This is a genomic window from Nonomuraea sp. NPDC049421 (genome assembly GCF_040677005.1).
Lineage (GTDB): Bacteria > Actinomycetota > Actinomycetes > Streptosporangiales > Streptosporangiaceae > Nonomuraea > Nonomuraea salmonea.
Map to the genome: position 1 here is coordinate 268,947 of NZ_JBFAQA010000008.1, position 15,445 is coordinate 284,391.

15 protein-coding genes are annotated in these 15,445 nt (G+C 68.6%); 9 read left to right on the plus strand and 6 right to left on the minus strand.

Features of this window, described 5'->3' with window-relative positions; translation table 11 throughout:
• Positions 1-153: 153 nt before the first annotated feature.
• Complete coding sequence (locus tag AB0K18_RS16675; RefSeq protein ID WP_364914875.1) at positions 154-909, plus strand: hypothetical protein; 756 nt, start codon at positions 154-156, stop codon at positions 907-909.
• A gap of 1,234 nt (positions 910-2,143) precedes the next feature.
• Here AB0K18_RS16675 and AB0K18_RS16680 read toward each other — a convergent pair.
• Positions 2,144-3,361 carry a pectin acetylesterase-family hydrolase gene (locus tag AB0K18_RS16680; RefSeq protein WP_364914876.1) on the minus strand — a complete coding sequence of 406 codons (1,218 nt, stop codon included), beginning with the start codon at positions 3,359-3,361 and terminating at the stop codon, positions 2,144-2,146.
• Positions 3,362-3,419: 58 nt separating this feature from the next.
• Positions 3,420-3,650, minus strand: coding sequence for a hypothetical protein (locus AB0K18_RS16685; protein ID WP_364914877.1), 231 nt, complete (start codon positions 3,648-3,650; stop codon positions 3,420-3,422).
• Positions 3,651-3,926: 276 nt separating this feature from the next.
• On the opposite strand from AB0K18_RS16685, the gene AB0K18_RS16690 reads away from it, so the two are divergent.
• The gene (locus AB0K18_RS16690) at positions 3,927-4,517 is read left to right on the plus strand and encodes a helix-turn-helix domain-containing protein (protein WP_364914878.1); all 591 of its coding nucleotides are present in this window, start codon (positions 3,927-3,929) and stop codon (positions 4,515-4,517) included.
• 150 nt (positions 4,518-4,667) lie between these two features.
• On the opposite strand, the gene AB0K18_RS16695 is transcribed toward AB0K18_RS16690, so the two are convergent.
• Positions 4,668-6,191 carry an FAD-dependent oxidoreductase gene (locus AB0K18_RS16695; protein ID WP_364914879.1) on the minus strand — a complete coding sequence of 508 codons (1,524 nt, stop codon included), beginning with the start codon at positions 6,189-6,191 and terminating at the stop codon, positions 4,668-4,670.
• A gap of 51 nt (positions 6,192-6,242) precedes the next feature.
• Positions 6,243-6,941: a helix-turn-helix domain-containing protein gene (locus AB0K18_RS16700; protein WP_364914880.1), complete on the minus strand. Its 699-nt coding sequence runs from the start codon at positions 6,939-6,941 to the stop codon at positions 6,243-6,245.
• 131 nt (positions 6,942-7,072) lie between these two features.
• Between AB0K18_RS16700 and AB0K18_RS16705 the strand changes: the two genes are divergently transcribed.
• Both AB0K18_RS16705 and AB0K18_RS16710 read left to right on the plus strand, forming a co-directional pair.
• On the plus strand, positions 7,073-8,203 hold the full coding sequence (locus tag AB0K18_RS16705; RefSeq protein ID WP_364914881.1) for an NAD(P)/FAD-dependent oxidoreductase: 1,131 nt from the start codon (positions 7,073-7,075) through the stop codon (positions 8,201-8,203).
• 215 nt (positions 8,204-8,418) lie between these two features.
• A complete protein-coding gene (locus AB0K18_RS16710) occupies positions 8,419-9,459 on the plus strand; it encodes a DUF6461 domain-containing protein (RefSeq protein WP_364914882.1) in 1,041 nt (346 codons plus the stop codon).
• Positions 9,460-9,888: 429 nt separating this feature from the next.
• Here AB0K18_RS16710 and AB0K18_RS16715 read toward each other — a convergent pair whose 3' ends face one another.
• A complete protein-coding gene (locus AB0K18_RS16715; protein WP_364914883.1) occupies positions 9,889-10,281 on the minus strand; it encodes a helix-turn-helix domain-containing protein in 393 nt (130 codons plus the stop codon).
• A gap of 99 nt (positions 10,282-10,380) precedes the next feature.
• On the opposite strand from AB0K18_RS16715, the gene AB0K18_RS16720 reads away from it, so the two are divergent.
• The 3 genes from AB0K18_RS16720 to AB0K18_RS16730 all read left to right on the plus strand — a co-directional run bounded on the left by AB0K18_RS16720 (position 10,381) and on the right by AB0K18_RS16730 (position 13,233).
• Entirely contained in the window at positions 10,381-10,788 is a 408-nt protein-coding gene (locus tag AB0K18_RS16720) for a RidA family protein (RefSeq protein WP_364914884.1), read from the plus strand.
• Between the two features lie 219 nt (positions 10,789-11,007).
• Positions 11,008-11,934, plus strand: a complete 927-nt coding sequence (locus AB0K18_RS16725; RefSeq protein ID WP_364914885.1) for a glucosyl-3-phosphoglycerate synthase — start codon at positions 11,008-11,010, stop codon at positions 11,932-11,934.
• Positions 11,935-12,024: 90 nt separating this feature from the next.
• Positions 12,025-13,233, plus strand: a complete 1,209-nt coding sequence (locus AB0K18_RS16730) for an acyl-CoA dehydrogenase family protein (RefSeq protein WP_364914886.1) — start codon at positions 12,025-12,027, stop codon at positions 13,231-13,233.
• A 13-nt stretch (positions 13,234-13,246) separates the two neighbouring features.
• Here AB0K18_RS16730 and AB0K18_RS16735 read toward each other — a convergent pair whose 3' ends face one another.
• The gene (locus AB0K18_RS16735) at positions 13,247-13,471 is read right to left on the minus strand and encodes a hypothetical protein (RefSeq protein WP_364914887.1); all 225 of its coding nucleotides are present in this window, start codon (positions 13,469-13,471) and stop codon (positions 13,247-13,249) included.
• A 211-nt stretch (positions 13,472-13,682) separates the two neighbouring features.
• Here AB0K18_RS16735 and AB0K18_RS16740 point away from each other — a divergent pair, with 211 nt between their 5' ends.
• Both AB0K18_RS16740 and AB0K18_RS16745 read left to right on the plus strand, forming a co-directional pair.
• A complete protein-coding gene (locus tag AB0K18_RS16740; RefSeq protein WP_364914888.1) occupies positions 13,683-14,267 on the plus strand; it encodes an RNA polymerase sigma factor in 585 nt (194 codons plus the stop codon).
• On the plus strand, positions 14,264-15,301 hold the full coding sequence (locus tag AB0K18_RS16745) for a CU044_5270 family protein (protein WP_364914889.1): 1,038 nt from the start codon (positions 14,264-14,266) through the stop codon (positions 15,299-15,301). Before AB0K18_RS16740 ends, AB0K18_RS16745 begins: the two co-directional genes overlap by 4 nt.
• The last annotated feature ends 144 nt before the right edge of the window (positions 15,302-15,445 follow it).

The window sequence follows — 15,445 nt, forward strand, 5'->3', positions numbered from 1 at the left end:
GATGGAGGAACGGTGAACCGACCCGTCAGCGGGCTCCGGCGCGTCCGGCCGACGATCCGGCGCGCGTTATCCGTGGCTCTGGCAATTGTCACTCTGGCATTTGTCACCGTACCGTCGGCCGCTGCGCTGGCGCCGCCCACGCCGAAGGAATTCGTGTCGTACCTCGACCTCGAATGCTTCAAGACCGACCCGTACCAGCCGCCGGCCATCGAGCTGACGCTGCGGCACCTCAACCCGGTCCTCGACGGCCTGCCGATCGAGCAGGTCACCCTGGGCGTGCGCGAACAGCTGTGCGTGCCGGTCGCCAAGAACAACGTCATCCCGCCACCCGGGGCGCTGGACTTCATCAGGTTCGTCGACCTGGCCTGCTACCGGGCCCTCACCCCGGCGACCGGCAAAGGGCTGGTGCTCAGCCACCTGAACCCGGTGCTGCAGGACCTGCCCCGTACGGAGGTCGTGCTGAGCAGAGCACAGCAGATGTGCGTCCCGGTGGCGAAAAACGGCGTCGTTCCGCCAGATGAGGTCCTGCGACTGGTCCAGCACATCGACCTGCTCTGCTACGGAATCACCCCGAACGCCCCGATGAACCGGGCACTCAACCTCAGACAGCTGAACCCGGTCCTGACCGGCCAGATCCCCCCGGCGACGGTACGGGTGACCGACGCCCGCCAGCTGTGCGTACCGATGCTGAAGCGCGGAGACGACATTCCGCCTGAGGTGCTTGAGGTCGTGCGCTGGGTGGACCTGGAGAAGTTCGACACGATCGCTCCAGGGATCGCGCCCGTAACGCTGAGCCTGCGCCACCTGAACCCGGTGCTGGGTTCACTGCCGCAGGAGCGCGCGACCCTCACCGGCGCCGTACAACTGGGCGTGCCAGTAGCGAAGAACGGCCAACTGCCGCCGGGGTGAGCCCGCCGCCGGTGAGGTGCGTCAGGCCGGGCATACAGGGCCGGACAGCCGGCCGCTGGGAACGTCCTTCGCGCGCGGGTGAGTCGGCGTCAGCCGACTCACCCGCTTCAGAGCGTGGTCGGAGCGATAGCGCCCCGGCAGGTGGAGAACCTGCGGCACCCGCCTCAGGAGAGCGGAGGTTGCTCCGCCCGTCTGGGAACGTTGAGCTGGGGAAATAGCTTTGGGATGCGCCGGGTGTGACCTATGATGCTCCGAGCACGGCCAAGCTGTCGCTCTTCAACGCTGCGCTGGTGCAGTATGGCGCGAGTATGCAGCAGGGCGGGGGAACGCGCAGCGACTCCCGCGTCACGCTCGACAATGTCGTGGTCCAGCCTGGGCCGAACGGATCGGTTCACGTCGTCGCCTCCGTCGAGCGAACCTGGACGCAAACGTCGCCAGATGACCCCGAGAGCCGGTCGGGCCCCAGCACACGAGGCGTCGTTCACCCCATCGAGTCGACCATTTCGATACACGTGTTCGACCGATGTGGCAACACGACCGAGATTCAGGCTCCGTTACCGAGATACCAGACGGCACAGACGGCTACGACCCGTGTTCAGGATTTGTCGACCCCGAGGGGACCCAGCACGAGGTGTGCCAAGATTTAGGAGGCGCTGCAGGGGCGGGGGGCCTACCGGCACGAAAGCTTGGAAAGCCCTCAAGAAATGCGTCAACGGGGGATGCAGATCCGAGCTCTATGGATGGGACTACTCCACCCAGGGGATAGCGTTCGACGCCGGGGCCGTCCTGATCTGGGCCTCCAGTGGGGTCGGTAATACACCGCTAGTGGCGAGCGAATGGAGCGCGTACACGAATGCCAAGCCGACGGGATCGTTCGGCAAAAGCAAAGTGGACAAGTTCGTGCTCGCCAATCTCCGCCTGGAGATCGCAACCTCTGTGACACTCTTTAGCCTCGTTCTGGCGCCCAGCATCTCTTGGCCACCGAGTGCCGGCGTATCCGAGAGCCGCTCGTCGATGAGAGCCGGAGTCGGTGCGGGAGTGCTCGCCCTCGTCCGTGACGTCCTCAACAAGGAGCGGCGACAGCCCCGGGAATACGACTCACACAAGCTCGTCCCCGTCAATCATAACTCAGCGTGATATTCCGGCGCCTCCGTAACCACCGAATGTGCGACAGAGCCCAGCGCCTCGGTGGCGGCGTCGAGTGCGACGCCGTGTTCATGAAGGCGAAGGGGCGTCAGAGAAGCAGCTCGTGTCCGAGCGAGAGGTCTTCGTCGTCGATGACGTTGCGCTTGATCCATGTGGAGAAGAGGACCTCGTCGGCCGTGCACTTGTTGTAGAACTCGTTGGTCGTCAGGGTGTGTTCGGTGGTGTGCTTCTTCGGGTTGTGGCCCCAGTCGGTGAGGAAGAAGTTGTAGTGGAGGCCGGACTGGTTGAGGCGTGCGATCGATGCCTTGGTGTTGGCTGCCCAGTCGTCGATGAACGCGTCGGTCTTCGTTGATGTGCGGTTCAGTGCGGCGTCGAAGCGGGTGAGGGTGTCGTCGTAGAGCGTGTTGGCGTGCAGGTACTTGATTTTGCGCGCGGCCTCGTCGGAGCGGCGAAGGAGCGCGTCCTCGTAGAGGTCGTTGCCGATGTCGAAACCCAGGGTCTTCGCGCTGTCGGCTTTCCAAACCGTGTCCACGATGTCGCGCCAGCGCTCGGTGACGACTCCGACGCCGTCCGAGAGGCAGTAAAGCTTCGAGTCCGTGTAGTGGTCGGCGATCTGCGGGGCGTAGAAGGCGGAGGCCCATGCGCCGGCGCTTTCGCCGGAGACCAGGACCTTGTCGGCCTCCGGGAAGTTGGCGTAGACCCAGTCGAGTACGGCCGTTGCGTTGTTGCGCCCGTTGTGGTGGACCGTGATGGTCCTGCCGTTGTGGGAGTAGGTGTTGATGGTGTCACCGACGTGCAGGTCCCCGGTGCTGTAGGGGACGAAGACGAAGTTCCAGTCACGGAAGGCGTTGGTGGTGTCGCGGCGGTTGGCCATTCCGGCGAGCGCGGCGGGGAACAGCCGGGTCAGCGAGTTGAAGTAGAACATCTGCAGCTCTCGCGTGTAGCCGCGTACGAGGCCGAGGAGCGTGATCGGACGGGCGGCGGTTTCACCGTCCCAGCAGGCTCCGCCACCATAGAAGTGGATCACGAGGTTGCTGGACGTGCCGCGCCGGACGAACATCCGGTACGCGGAGCCGTCGGCGCTCATGGTTGTCCTTCCCAGGTCAACGGTGTGCCATTTGGTGTCCGTGACCTCGTTGAGACTGGCCACGTGGCTCGGGCGGCCGAAATAGATGAAGTACACGTAGAGGAGTCCCAGAACGAGTACGGCACCGATCGTGGCCGCGGTCGCCGCCGCGTTCGTGTAGAGGCCGAGGGCGACCGCGGCGCAGATGACTGCGGCGACGGCCCACTTTGCTGCTTTCATGCGTTCACTGCCTGTCCGTGTCGTGGGGGTGCGTGTTCGGTGAGGTCTTGGCAGAAGGTCAGTCGAAGAGGGTGAGGTCGATGGACTGGGCGAGGGCGGCGTAGCCGCCGTCGTTGCCGTGGAGGTTGTCGCCCATGTGCAGGTCGTCGCGGATGCGGCTGGGGTCGGCGGGGTCGCGCCAGACGGCGTCGAAGTCGGGAACGGAGTTGTCCGGGGCCTGTGGCGAAGCACCCCAGGTGCGCACCCACGCGGGGGCGTGAGGGGCGGCGGTAGAGATGGTGGTGTTCATGGTCGTTTCCTTCGCTGGACGGTTGCATGGAGGTGTTCAAAGGCCGCCTGTGACAGGTGAGTTCGGCTGCCGGGGTTGATGTCCTGGGGTGCAGCAGTCTCGTGTCCGCGTCGGGCGGGCCCGCGGGGTACGTGCGCTGCCGCCGGCGGAACAGAGCAGCCGCTGTCAACAGCACAGGACTCGTGAGGGCAGCGGAGTTAGCTTCACTCAGACTCTTACTATACCGAGATTACTTTTAATCTCAAGGTAGAAAGAGTCCGAGAGTATGATGGGGGGATGGTGGATGCAGAGCCCCTAGGGCGGCGTGAGCGCAAGAAGGCGGCGACGCGGGCGACGATCCTGGAAGCGGCGACGGCGCTGTTCCTGGAGCGGGGTTTCGATGCGGTGACGGTGCGTGAGATCGCGGACCAGGCCGACGTGACGCCCAAGACGGTCTTCACGCACTTCCCGCACAAGGAAGCGCTCGTCTTCGCGGACGAGAAGGAGCGGCACGACCGGTTGGTGGCGGCCGTCCGGGACCGCCGCCGGGGTGTTTCGGTCTCTGACGCGCTCAAGGCGCACTACTTGGCGGAGATCGCCGCGCTGAGGACGGAGCCGCAAAGCCGGATCCTCGCACTGATGGACGGCACGCCGGCGCTGATCGACTACGCGGAGAAGATGTGGCTGCGTCACGAGGATGCGCTGATCGCCACGCTCACCGAGGAGTCCGGTCTCGCCGAGCCGAGTGAGGAGATCCGCTTCTACGTGCGCTTCGCGCTGCAGATCCAGCTCATGGCGGTTCGCGAACCTGATCCGGAGGCGTTCGTCGAGGCCGGTTTCCGGTTCCTCGACCAGGGCTGGGCCCACTACGGCAAGGGCGGGCGCTAGCTCAGTCCGTGTCGGTGCCTTCCTGCGCTGGTGCACTGTGGTTCACCGGCCTTCGGCTCGGGAGCCCTGTGCGGTGCAGAGTGCTCGGTTGCGGCACCGCCTTGTTCTCGGGGCGGCGCCGCAGCCTGTGCGCAGGGGATGCCGTGGGCTCTACCGGTTCGTGGCGCCGAACCAGCGTGCGGCCGCGTTCTCGAACCCTGCAGGGGCCGGGGCGTGTTCGCGGGCCCAGGCCACGACGCCGTCCGGGCGCACGAGCAGGGCGGTGAAGCCGAGGCTGTTGCGTACGGGGCCGGTGGCGTACTGGATCCGGCCCTGCCACTGCTGCGCCGTAGGGCGCAGTGCCTGATCGGCGGTGAAGTCCAGCACGACGCCGTGGCCCGTCTGCAGGAGCTCACCGAGCCGGGTGCCGTCCTCGAAGCAGAAGTCCGGGGCGCTGCTGCCGACCAGCGGGTGGCTTTCGCCCAGGTCGTAGTGGTGGAACAGGCCGGAGGTGCGGCGGTAGACGTGCGTGGTGCCGTCGGTGGTGCGCATCAGGTCGTGGACCAGCCGGCGCAGGGCGGGGGCGTTGGGGCCCGGGTCCATGGTCGCCACCTGGGCGCGGGACCAGTCCAGGATGGCGGCGCCGATGGGGTGGCGTTCGGTGGTGTAGGTGTCGAGGAGGCCCTCAGGCGCGGTGCCGTGCAGGGTGGCGGCGAGCTTCCAGCCGAGGTTCATGGCGTCGCCGATACCGAGGTTGAGTCCCTGGCCGCCCAGCGGTGAGTGGATGTGGGCGGCGTCGCCGGCGAGCAGGACGCGGCCGTTGCGGTAGGTCGTCACCTGCATGGCGCGGTCGGTGAAGCTGGAGGCGAGGTGCACCTCGTCCAGGGTCACGTCGGTGCCGGAGACGCGGCGCAGCACGCTCTGCAGGTGTTCGCGGGTCAGCGGCTTGGAGCGGTCGAAGGCGCCGCCGTCGAAGTCCATCATGCCCAGGTGCCCTTCGAGGGGCGTGCGCAGGAACATGCCGGTCTCGGTCAGGTTGAAGCCCATGGGCAGCCGGTCGGGGTCGGCGAAGGTGACCTTGGCGACGTAGCCGGTGAACAGAGGGTCGGTGCCGACGAAGTCGAACCCGGCCAGCCGGCGCACCGCGCTGCGGCCGCCGTCGCAGCCCACCACGTACTGAGCCTGGTACTGCTGCCCGCCCGCGGTGACGACGACGCTCTCGTCGTCCTGGCTCACCGCGGTGACCGGGGCATCCCGGACGATCTCCACACCGAGTACGGAAGCCTGCTCGGCCAGCACAGTGGTGACCGCGTCCAGACTCGTCATGAAACCTTCCATCGCGGGGCTGGGCAGCCGGTAGGGCAGGACGGCGGTGTCGACATCGGCCGCGTCCAGCGTCATGCCCGCGAAGTGGCTCAGTTCCCGCGGATCGGGCGCCTCGACCGCTTCCGGTTCCGCGCCGACCTTTCGCGGATCGGCGCCGGACGCCTTCATGACCGCCTGGAGCAGGCCGCGCCGGTAGAACGTCTCGGCGGATCCGGCGTTCAGGCCCCGCAGCCCCAGCGGAAGCTCCTTCAGCGGCGGGTGCGGGTCCTGGTCCCGCTCGAGGACGAGGACGGAACAGCCGGCCAGGGCCAGCTCACCGGCGGTGAACAGCCCGACCGGGCCGGCCCCCGCGACGATGACGTCATGCATGGGCGATGTGTCCTTTCTCAAAACCCTGGCTGGGACTGCCCGGCCAGGGCGTCAGCGCAGACGGGTGAGGCCGTCGAGGATGACGGCGATGCCCGTGAGGAACTGCTCGCGGTCGTCGTGATCCCGCATCTGGCCGATGATGGCGTGCATGAACGGATAGGTCTCGGGTGCGAGTTCCTGCCAGCCCGCTGAAGCCGCGCCGAGGTGCTCTTCGCGGTCGGCATCGCCGTCGATGCCGGAGGCGTCCCCTTCGATGCGGACCTTCTGGCTGACCGCGCCGAGGATGTAGTCCCTGAGCGTGGAGGCCGCGTCGAACCAGCGCTCCTGTGGCACACCGAGTGCCTGCACCTGCCGGCCGATGCGCTCGAAGATGCCGACCGTGACCGGTCCGACGGGGTTGCGGACGATCTGCAGGGTCAGCCGCGTGGCCAGCCACGGGTGAGCGGTGATCGCATCGAACAGGGCCAGGGCGGCCACGCGGATCTCCTCGGCCGGCGTGGACGCCGCGGGAGCGGGCGCCGCGGCCAGCGCCGCCGTCACCACCGTCTCGGTCGCCGCGTCCAGCAGATCGTCCCGCTTGCCCACGTGGTACGCGATCGCCCCCGCCCCCGTCGACAGGCGCTCACTGAGGGCCCGCACGGTCAACGCACCCTCGCCGCCCCCGTCGAGCAGCTCGATGGCGGCGGCAATGATCTGATCCCTGGAAAGCACCTGATTACGCCGCCCTGGGCGGCGGGTTGGCGTTGTCATGCCTCCATGGTGACACATTTAGTGCACTGTGCCAATTTGGCGTGACGCACCACAGTGGTATAGCGTCCCATTTTGGCACGCTGCACCAAACGGGGTGGCGGCTGCACCCGTCCAGTTCAGAGGGAATCGTCATGAAAACTGTCACGATCATCGGCGCCGGGCTCGGCGGCCTCACCCTGGCCCGCGTCCTGCACGTGCACGGCATACCGGTCCAGGTCTACGAAGCCGAAGCCTCGCCCGATGTGCGGGCTCAGGGCGGCATGCTCGACATCCACGACTACAACGGCCAGCTGGCCATCGAAGCCGCCGGCCTGCAGGACGCCTTCCGCGCCATCGTGCTGGAGGGTCGCCAGGCGATACGGGCGCTGAGCCCGGACGGAGCCGTGCTGTTCGAGAAGGCCGACGACGGGCAGGGCGGCAGGCCCGAAGTCCAGCGCGCGGACCTGCGGCGGATGCTGCTCGACGCACTCCCCGCCGGCACGGTGAGCTGGGGCGCCAAGGTCACCGGTGCCCGCAGCCTCGACGAGGGCCGCCACGAGGTCACCTTCGCCGACGGCCGCACGCTCGTCACCGGCCTGCTCGTCGGCGCGGACGGCGCCTGGTCGAAGATCCGCCCACTGCTGTCGGCGGCAACCCCGGCGTACGCCGGCACGTCGTTCGTCGAGACGTACCTGTACGAGGCCGACACGCGGCACCCGGGCGCCGCGAAGGCGGTCGGCGGCGGCTCGATGTTCGTCCCCGCACCCGACCGTGAGATCACCGCGCACCGCGAACGCGGCGACACCCTGCACGCCTACATATCCCTCACCAAACCGCTGGACTGGTTCGGCCAGATCGACTTCACCGACCCCGCCGCGGCCGCCGCCCACATCGCCGCCGAATTCGACGGCTGGGCCCCAGAGCTCACCGCACTGATCACCGACAGCGACACCCCGCCGGTCCTGCGCCCGCACTTCGCCCTGCCCGATGGGCACCGCTGGCAGCGCACGCCAGGGGTGACCCTGATCGGCGACGCCGCACACCTGCAGGCCCCCAACGGCGAGGGAGCCAACTGGGCCATGTGCGACGGCGCCGAACTCGCCGACGCCCTCGCCGCTCACCCCGACGACTTCGAAGCCGGCCTCGAAGCCTACGAACAGGCCCTGTTCACCCGCATGAGCCAGGCCGACGACGTGATGAACCAACACCTCGAGGAGACCTTCGGCGATGACATCCCGGAAGCCCTGCGGGCGCTGATGCCCGAACACCAGCAGGACAACTGAGCAGGACCAGGCTGATGGGGCCGCATCTTCGGTACCCCGGAATGCGCGAACTGCGCGGCCGGTTCGACTCAGAGCATCTTCTGGATGCGGTACGGAGTGCTCCCTGGAGACACGTTCTATGTGAAGATCTATGACGGGCAGCCGCCCGCCCAGTAGGCGCTGTGCCGGCGGGCGTTCCAGGAGGCCCGCCGGCTCCACACGATGGAGGCCGCGGCATGAGGGAAGACGACTTCACCCATTACGAGGGGCTCGTCTCCGCGTGGTTCTCCGATCCCAGCTGTCTGACCTGGTGCGAGGCATCGGGGCTGGACGACGTGGCGCGGTCCTTCGGCGCCGACCTCGCCGCGGCCGAGTCGATGAGCTTCGAGGACGCCCAGCTCGAGCAGTACAACGCGGACATTCCCGGCCTCCTGCCCAGTCTGGTGGCCGGGACGATCGGTGACGGGATGCTGGTCGTCGAACCGAACGGGTGCCAGGGCGCACGGCCCGAGGTGCTGAAGGCGTTGTCGGCCCGGGGGCGGGTGGTGAACGTGCTGCTCGACGGAGGCCGGTACGACCGGCTCGGCTACGCCGCCGCCGGGCGGTTGCCGGCCGTCCGGCTGACGTCCTCCCCGTCCGGCTCCGACCGGCTTCCGGGTGACGCCGACGCGGTCATCGACGCCGTCATCGACGCGGTCGGCACCGATGATGTCATCGGGCTCCAAGTCGCCACGCTTCTGGCGGCGGAGCACATCACCGGTGCCCGCCTCACGGAGGAGTGGCTGCTGGACGGCGGTCTCACGCGCCTGCTCGTCGAAAATCCGCTGCCCGCCGACATCGTTCCCGATCAGTTACGCGATCACCGCGTACTGGACCGGTCCGACGTACGGGCCATCCTCGATGATCTGTCGCCGGGCAAGGTGGCTTCCATCCGCTATCTGATGACGGAGACGGTGGTGCAGGGTTCGCAGCTGTCGCACCCGGCAGTGGATGAGGCGCTGGAGTTCCTGCGCGGCGACGACGATGCCACCCGGCGGTGGGAGGTTCGCCGCCGGGTCGCCCTGCTGCGCGAGGAGGTCTCACGTGAACCCGGCCCGGACTGGACGCCGCGCCGTGCGGCCGTGAAGGTGCTGCTGGACGCGCTGGGAGACGACCTCACCGCATCCGCGGACGCGGTCGCGGGCCGCGCCTACATGGGGCATCTCACCGACGATCAGAAAGCCGTCGTCGTCATCATGAAGCGGTGCCTGCAGCGCATCGGCCGCACCGCGCCCTGAACGCGCTCCCGCAGCGTGGCGTCCTCAGTGAGGAGGCTGCCGACGGTGCCCTCGTGGATGGGCGGTGGTCCGCGGCCAGGGCGTCGCCCAGGGGAGCGACGACGCCCCCAATGGCGATGGCCGGTTGCCGTTCCGGGTTGTACGCACGTATTTGGCACGATCGACGGCTGCGTCGCCCGCGGGCGGAGGCGGTCGTAGCAGGGTCTCGCTGCGTGGACGGCCCGGAATCGGGGGTTGACCTGGGGAAACATCTTCAAGATCACCCCCCGTATGTCCCCTGATCATGGTCGTACGGCTGCGTACGGGCATTGCCCGCTGCCTATCGAGGGTGGTGAAACAAAGACCTGCTGCTGTGAAACCGCAGGTCAGGGGCGTTGTAGGCCGATCAAGGCGAGTGCCCCGGCAGAATTCGAACCTGCGGCACCCGCTCTAGGAGAGCGGGTCCGGGTTGTCGAAGTGGGTGCGGGCGGACTCGATGTGGTTGAGGAAGCGCTGCGTCCAGTCGCACATGGCGTCCACCGTCGCCTGCAGGCCGAGTCCCGCCTCCGTCAGGGTGTACTCGACGCGTGGCGGCACCGTCGGGTACACGCGCCGTTCGACCAGGCCGTTGCGTTCCAGCATGCGCAGGTTCTGGGTGAGCATCTTGTGGCTGATGCCCTGGACCTGCGTACGCAGCTCGCTGAAGCGCAGGGTGCGGTCGCCGAGTGCCTCGATGATCAGCAGGGCCCATTTGTTGGCGACGTCCGAGAAGATCTCGCGCGCCAGGGAGTCGGCCCTGCGCAGGTCCGCCGCCGCCGGGCCGTCGAACTGCTTGCTCACCATTTGGTGCCCCAGTCACAAAAAAGTGCGTTCTTCCACGTCAGCGAACACTCTCCTACAGTTCCTAGGTAACCACAAGAGAGCTGAATCGAGGAGAAAGTCATGGCCGTCACATTGCTGAACCCGGACGGGCTGATCGAGTCGCCCGCCTACCGGCAGGTCGCGGTCGCGTCCGGGTCGCGGCTCGTCTGCATCGCCGGTCAGGTGGCCTGGGACGCCGACGGGAAGACCGTGGGCGCGGGGGATCTCGCGGCGCAGGTCGAGCAGTGTTACCGCAACGTCGCCACCGCTCTGGCGGGGGCCGGGGCCACGTTCGAGGACGTGACGAAGCTGACCGTGTACGTCGCGGGCTGGAGTCCCGAGCAGATGCCGCAGTTCATGGAGGGGGTGTCGCGGGCCATGGCGGGGCTGGGGGTGACGGCGGCGCCGCCGGCCACGTTGCTGGGGGTGGCGGCCCTGCACGTACCGGAGCATCTGGTGGAGGTGGAGGCGATCGCGGTTCTCGACTGACCGAAGGCCGGTCCCCTCGTCGGACGGCCACCACCGCCGCCGGAAAATGCTATTCCTGACGCCTGCGAAGCTTGTCCCGCCTCCGGCTGTCCCTTTGTGGTGGCGTTGCCCGGCCCGCGGATCCCTTCAAGCCGGCTTGACCTGTGTGGACGACGTATCCCGAGGCCGGATCGGCACTTCGCTTACGCTGATTAATTGGGATACGGAGGGAGGGGTCGCATGCTTCCTGAAGTGCACGGATGGTTGCGACGCCGCACTTCGTCCGCCGGGGACTGGCCGGTCCGGGACCTGGTGGCCGCCAAGGGGGAGACCACGGTCAGCGTGGTGCTCCCAGCCCGCGACGAGCGGGAGACCGTGGGAGAGATCGTCGGAGTGATCCGGCGTGAGCTGGCTCCGCTCGTGGACGAGCTCGTGGTCATCGACTCGCGTTCGACCGACGACACCGCCCGGGTGGCCGCCCGGGCCGGAGCCAGGGTGCACGCTCAGGACGAGATCCTGCCGCAGCTCAAGCCGATGGACGGCAAGGGGGAGGCGCTGTGGAAGTCGCTGGCGGTCACGTCCGGGGACGTGCTCGTCTTCGCCGACGCCGACATCCGGAATTTTCGTGCTTCGCTGATCCTCGGGGTCCTGGGGCCGCTGCTCGCGGATCCGAGCGTCATGTACACGAAAGGGTGCTATGACCGCCCGCTGCACGGCACCCCCAACGGCGGCGGCCGCGTCACCGAACTGGTCGCCCGCCCGCTCATCAACCTGCACTGGCCGGAACTCGCCGGTTTCGTCCAGCCCCTGGCCGGGGAGTACGCGGGCCGCCGCTCCGCGCTCGAACGTGTCCCCTTCCTCACCGGGTACGCCGTGGAGCTGGGCCTGCTCATCGACCTGCTGGAGCTGGCCGGGCTCGACGGGTTCGCGCAGGTGGACCTGGGCTCGCGCGAGCACGCGCCGCAGTGCACCGAGGCGCTGGGGCGGATGTCGTCCCAGATCATGCTCGCCGCCTGGTCGCGGCTGGAACGCCAGGGCCGCATCACCGCGGCCGCCGCGCCGTCCCTGCGGCTCTCCCAGTTCAGGAGGGGGCCGGAGGGGCACGAGGTGCTCGTCCGCGACATCGGCATCGGCGAACGCCCGCCGATGATCACCATGGCGGCCTGAGCCCGTCACCGGAACGCCGCACCCCGCGGAGCTACTCACCGGTAAGGTGTTACCACCGGTAACGGCGACGCGGTTCGAGAGGTGCGGCACATGGCGGGTTTCTGCCCGGAGCTCAGCGACGACGTCAAGGAGGTCCGCGACTGGGTGCACGCCTTCGCCCGCGACGTGATCCGCCCCGCCGGCGCCGAATGGGACGAACGCGAAGGAACCCCCTGGCCGGTCATCCAGGAGGCCGCCAAGGTCGGCCTGTACTCCCTCGACTTCTTCGCCACCCAGTGGTTCGAGGAGAGCGGACTGGCGCTGCCCGTGGCGTTCGAGGAGCTGTTCTGGGGCGACGCCGGCATCGGCCTGTCGATCACCGGCACCGGCCTGGCCGCCGCCGCCCTCGCCTCCAACGGCACCCCCGAGCAGGTGGGGGAGTGGCTGCCGCAGATGTTCGGCACCGAGAACGACGTCAAGCTCGGCGCGTTCTGCGCCTCCGAGCCGGACGCGGGCTCAGACGTCGGCGCCATCCGTACGCGCGCCGTCCGCGACGGCGGCGACTGGGTGCTGAACGGCGTCAAGACCTGGGCCACCAACGGCGGCATCGCGAACGTCCACGTCGTCGTCGCCTCCGTGGACCCGTCACTCGGCACCCGCGGCCAGGCGTCCTTCATCATCCCGCCCGGCACGCCGGGATTGTCCATGGGGCAGAAGTTCCGCAAGCACGGCATCCGCGCCTCGCACACCGCCGAGGTCGTCCTGGAGGACGTACGGGTGCCCGCCTCGTGCCTGGTCGGGGGTGAGGAGAAGCTGGAGGCGCGGCTGGCGCGCGTACGGAAGGGGGAGCGGGCCGGCGAGCAGGCCGCGATGCGCACCTTCGAGACCACCCGCCCCGTGGTCGCCGCCATGGCGGTCGGCATCGCCCGCGCCGCCTTCGAGTACGCCAGGGACTACGCCCGCGAACGCACCCAGTTCGGCCGCAGGATCGGCGAGAACCAGGCCATCGCCTTCCTCCTCGCCGACATGGCCACCCGCGTCGACATGGCCCGCCTTCTCACCTGGCGCGCCGCCTGGATGGCCCGAAACGCCCGCCCCTTCGAACAGGCCGAAGGCTCGATGTCGAAACTGGTGGCAGGAGAGACCGCGGTCTGGGTGACGGAACAGGCCATCCAGATCCTGGGCGGCGCGGGTTACACCCGCGAACATCCGGTGGAACGCTTCCACCGCGACGCCAAGATCTACACCATCTTCGAGGGCACGTCAGAAATCCAGCGCCTCATCATCGGCCGCGCGGTGACGGGCCTGCCGGTCCGCTGACACCCCAGGTGCATCATCGTTGCCGACGGGCAAGACAACCGATGATCACCAGCGCGATCACCCATGTGATGAGAAGGATGAGCCCCCGAGCCGCCAGATACGCCATCGTCAAGCCTTCCGGCCCTTCGACGATGTACTCGGTGATGGCGGACCCGATGAACGTGATCGTCACGGTGAGGGCACAACCGAGCACGACCTGACTGGGGTCCTGACCCTTGAACCAGGAACGACGCGCCATCAGACCACCTCCGTTCTGGGCCCGGCCACGTCATTGATCGTATGCAGCGGGGAAGCCAGGCGCACCCGGCGGGTTTCTCAAGGCCATGGGCCGTCATGTGCGCTCTGGGGCCCGGCGGACGAGCAGGTGCAGGAATGATCTGCTGGGCGTGAACACGAATCAGGGGAACGGCGAAGTAGGCGTGTCCATGGTTCTTCTTCGAAGGGCAGGCATGCCAGCTCCCCCTCCGCAGTCGGCTCCGCCAACCGCTGAGACCGACGCGCAGCTCATCGAGGTGTCACTGCACCGTCCTGAGCGGTTCGGTGCACTGTTCGACCGGCATCACGAGGCCATTCACCGCTACGTGCACCTCCGTCTCGGCGAGTCGGCGGCGGACGACATCGCCGCGGAGACGTTCCTGCGGGCCTTTCGCAGCCGTGAGGGCTACGACCTCTCCCGCTCCGATGCCCGCGCCTGGCTGTACGGCATCGCCTCCAATCTGGTGGAGGGTCACCGGCGTGCCGAGGCCCGCAGGTACCGCGCCCTGGCCAGGAGCGCCGAGGTCACCGATGTCGTGAGCCACGACGATCGGGTGGTCCAGCGGGTGGCGGCCGCCGTCATGCGTCCCCGGCTGGCCGCCGGTCTGGCCGCGCTCTCGCCTGGTGACCGGACGGTGCTGCTGCTGGTGGCCTGCGCTCAGCTCTCCTATGAGGAGATCGCGGTGGCGCTCGGCGTGCCGCGCGGCACCGTCGGTTCCCGGCTCAACCGGGCCCGCAGGAAGCTCCGCCCGTTCATCACCATCGAGGAGTCGTCATGACCGATGATCTGCAGGAGATCAGGACGTTCCACGACGCGCTGCCCGGTCCCTCCGCCACGGCCACCGCCAAGGCCGCGGACCTGCTCGCGGCCGAGGTGGTGGCGGAGCGAACGCCGCGTACCGGCTCGACCAAGCGTCTTCTCCTGTTCAGGACGGCCGCGGTCGGCCTGGCGGCGGCCGTCGCCGCGGTCGCCTTTCTGGCCGGTACCGACGGCCGTGGGACCCCCGCCGACGCGGCGGAACTGCTCCTGGAGGCGGCCACGGCCGCCGGACGGCAATCGGCGCCGGGGCCGGGGCAGATCCTCTACGTCGACCGTACGGACCAGAGCAGGACGACCGTGTGGGGCCGCGACCGACGTTCCGAGGTCACCCAGGAGATCGACCGCGAGTACTGGATCCCCGCCGCCGACCCCGGCGGCGCGCTGACCCGCCTCACCTACGGCAAGCTGCGCACCCACACCGGCCCGGTCCCGACCAGCATGGAGACCCCTGGCACGGTGGAGTTCCAGCGCGCCGGGCCGTGCACCGTGAACGTGCTCTCGCCGGCCGGCGGCGACGACCTGCCCGCCGACCCGGCCCGGTTGCTCGCCCGGATCCGTGCGGACGCCGCTGCCTCGGTCAGGAAGGAACGGCCCACGCCCGGCGAGGACCAGATCGAGCGGCGCATCGAGCACACGGTGGTGAGCCGGCTCGTCACCCTGGCGGGAAACCCCTTCCCCGGTCCCGGCCTGCGGGCGGCGGTGCTCGGCGCGCTGGCCGAGATGCCGAACGCCACCATGCGCACCGACCTCACCGACCTGGCCGGACGCAAGGGCGTCGGCGCCTCGATCAGGTATCAGGGCCCGGACGGATGGCAGCGCGCCGAACTGATCTTCGAGCCGGAGACCTACCGCTTCCTCGGCTCGCGCTTCCTGCGGACGCCACCGGGCGGTGGCGCGGAGGTGGTCACCTACGCGAGCGCGGTACGGGAAACCCGGATCGTCGGCTCCATGCCGAAGCCCCCGGCCGGCACGCCCGATGCGGTGACCTGCTGACTACGCCTGCCACGCTCACGGTCAGTCCGGCGGCGAGGACGCCGAACCCCTCCTCGCCGTGGGAGGTGGCCGGCCTTTCGCCGCCGGCTCGATGATCGACATCTCCCCGTTCCACAGGGGGAACGCCGGTGAGAAGGACATGTA

Coding starts and splice junctions, on each gene's coding strand:
- AB0K18_RS16735 (WP_364914887.1), bottom strand. CDS start 13,471: ATGGCGCGTCGTTCCTGGTTCAAGGGTCAGGACCCCAGTCAGGTCGTG.
- AB0K18_RS16725 (WP_364914885.1), top strand. CDS start 11,008: ATGCTTCCTGAAGTGCACGGATGGTTGCGACGCCGCACTTCGTCCGCC.
- AB0K18_RS16720 (WP_364914884.1), top strand. CDS start 10,381: ATGGCCGTCACATTGCTGAACCCGGACGGGCTGATCGAGTCGCCCGCC.
- AB0K18_RS16715 (WP_364914883.1), bottom strand. CDS start 10,281: ATGGTGAGCAAGCAGTTCGACGGCCCGGCGGCGGCGGACCTGCGCAGG.
- AB0K18_RS16740 (WP_364914888.1), top strand. CDS start 13,683: ATGCCAGCTCCCCCTCCGCAGTCGGCTCCGCCAACCGCTGAGACCGAC.
- AB0K18_RS16700 (WP_364914880.1), bottom strand. CDS start 6,941: ATGACAACGCCAACCCGCCGCCCAGGGCGGCGTAATCAGGTGCTTTCC.
- AB0K18_RS16695 (WP_364914879.1), bottom strand. CDS start 6,191: ATGCATGACGTCATCGTCGCGGGGGCCGGCCCGGTCGGGCTGTTCACC.
- AB0K18_RS16680 (WP_364914876.1), bottom strand. CDS start 3,361: ATGAAAGCAGCAAAGTGGGCCGTCGCCGCAGTCATCTGCGCCGCGGTC.
- AB0K18_RS16690 (WP_364914878.1), top strand. CDS start 3,927: ATGGTGGATGCAGAGCCCCTAGGGCGGCGTGAGCGCAAGAAGGCGGCG.
- AB0K18_RS16705 (WP_364914881.1), top strand. CDS start 7,073: ATGAAAACTGTCACGATCATCGGCGCCGGGCTCGGCGGCCTCACCCTG.
- AB0K18_RS16745 (WP_364914889.1), top strand. CDS start 14,264: ATGACCGATGATCTGCAGGAGATCAGGACGTTCCACGACGCGCTGCCC.
- AB0K18_RS16685 (WP_364914877.1), bottom strand. CDS start 3,650: ATGAACACCACCATCTCTACCGCCGCCCCTCACGCCCCCGCGTGGGTG.
- AB0K18_RS16730 (WP_364914886.1), top strand. CDS start 12,025: ATGGCGGGTTTCTGCCCGGAGCTCAGCGACGACGTCAAGGAGGTCCGC.
- AB0K18_RS16710 (WP_364914882.1), top strand. CDS start 8,419: ATGAGGGAAGACGACTTCACCCATTACGAGGGGCTCGTCTCCGCGTGG.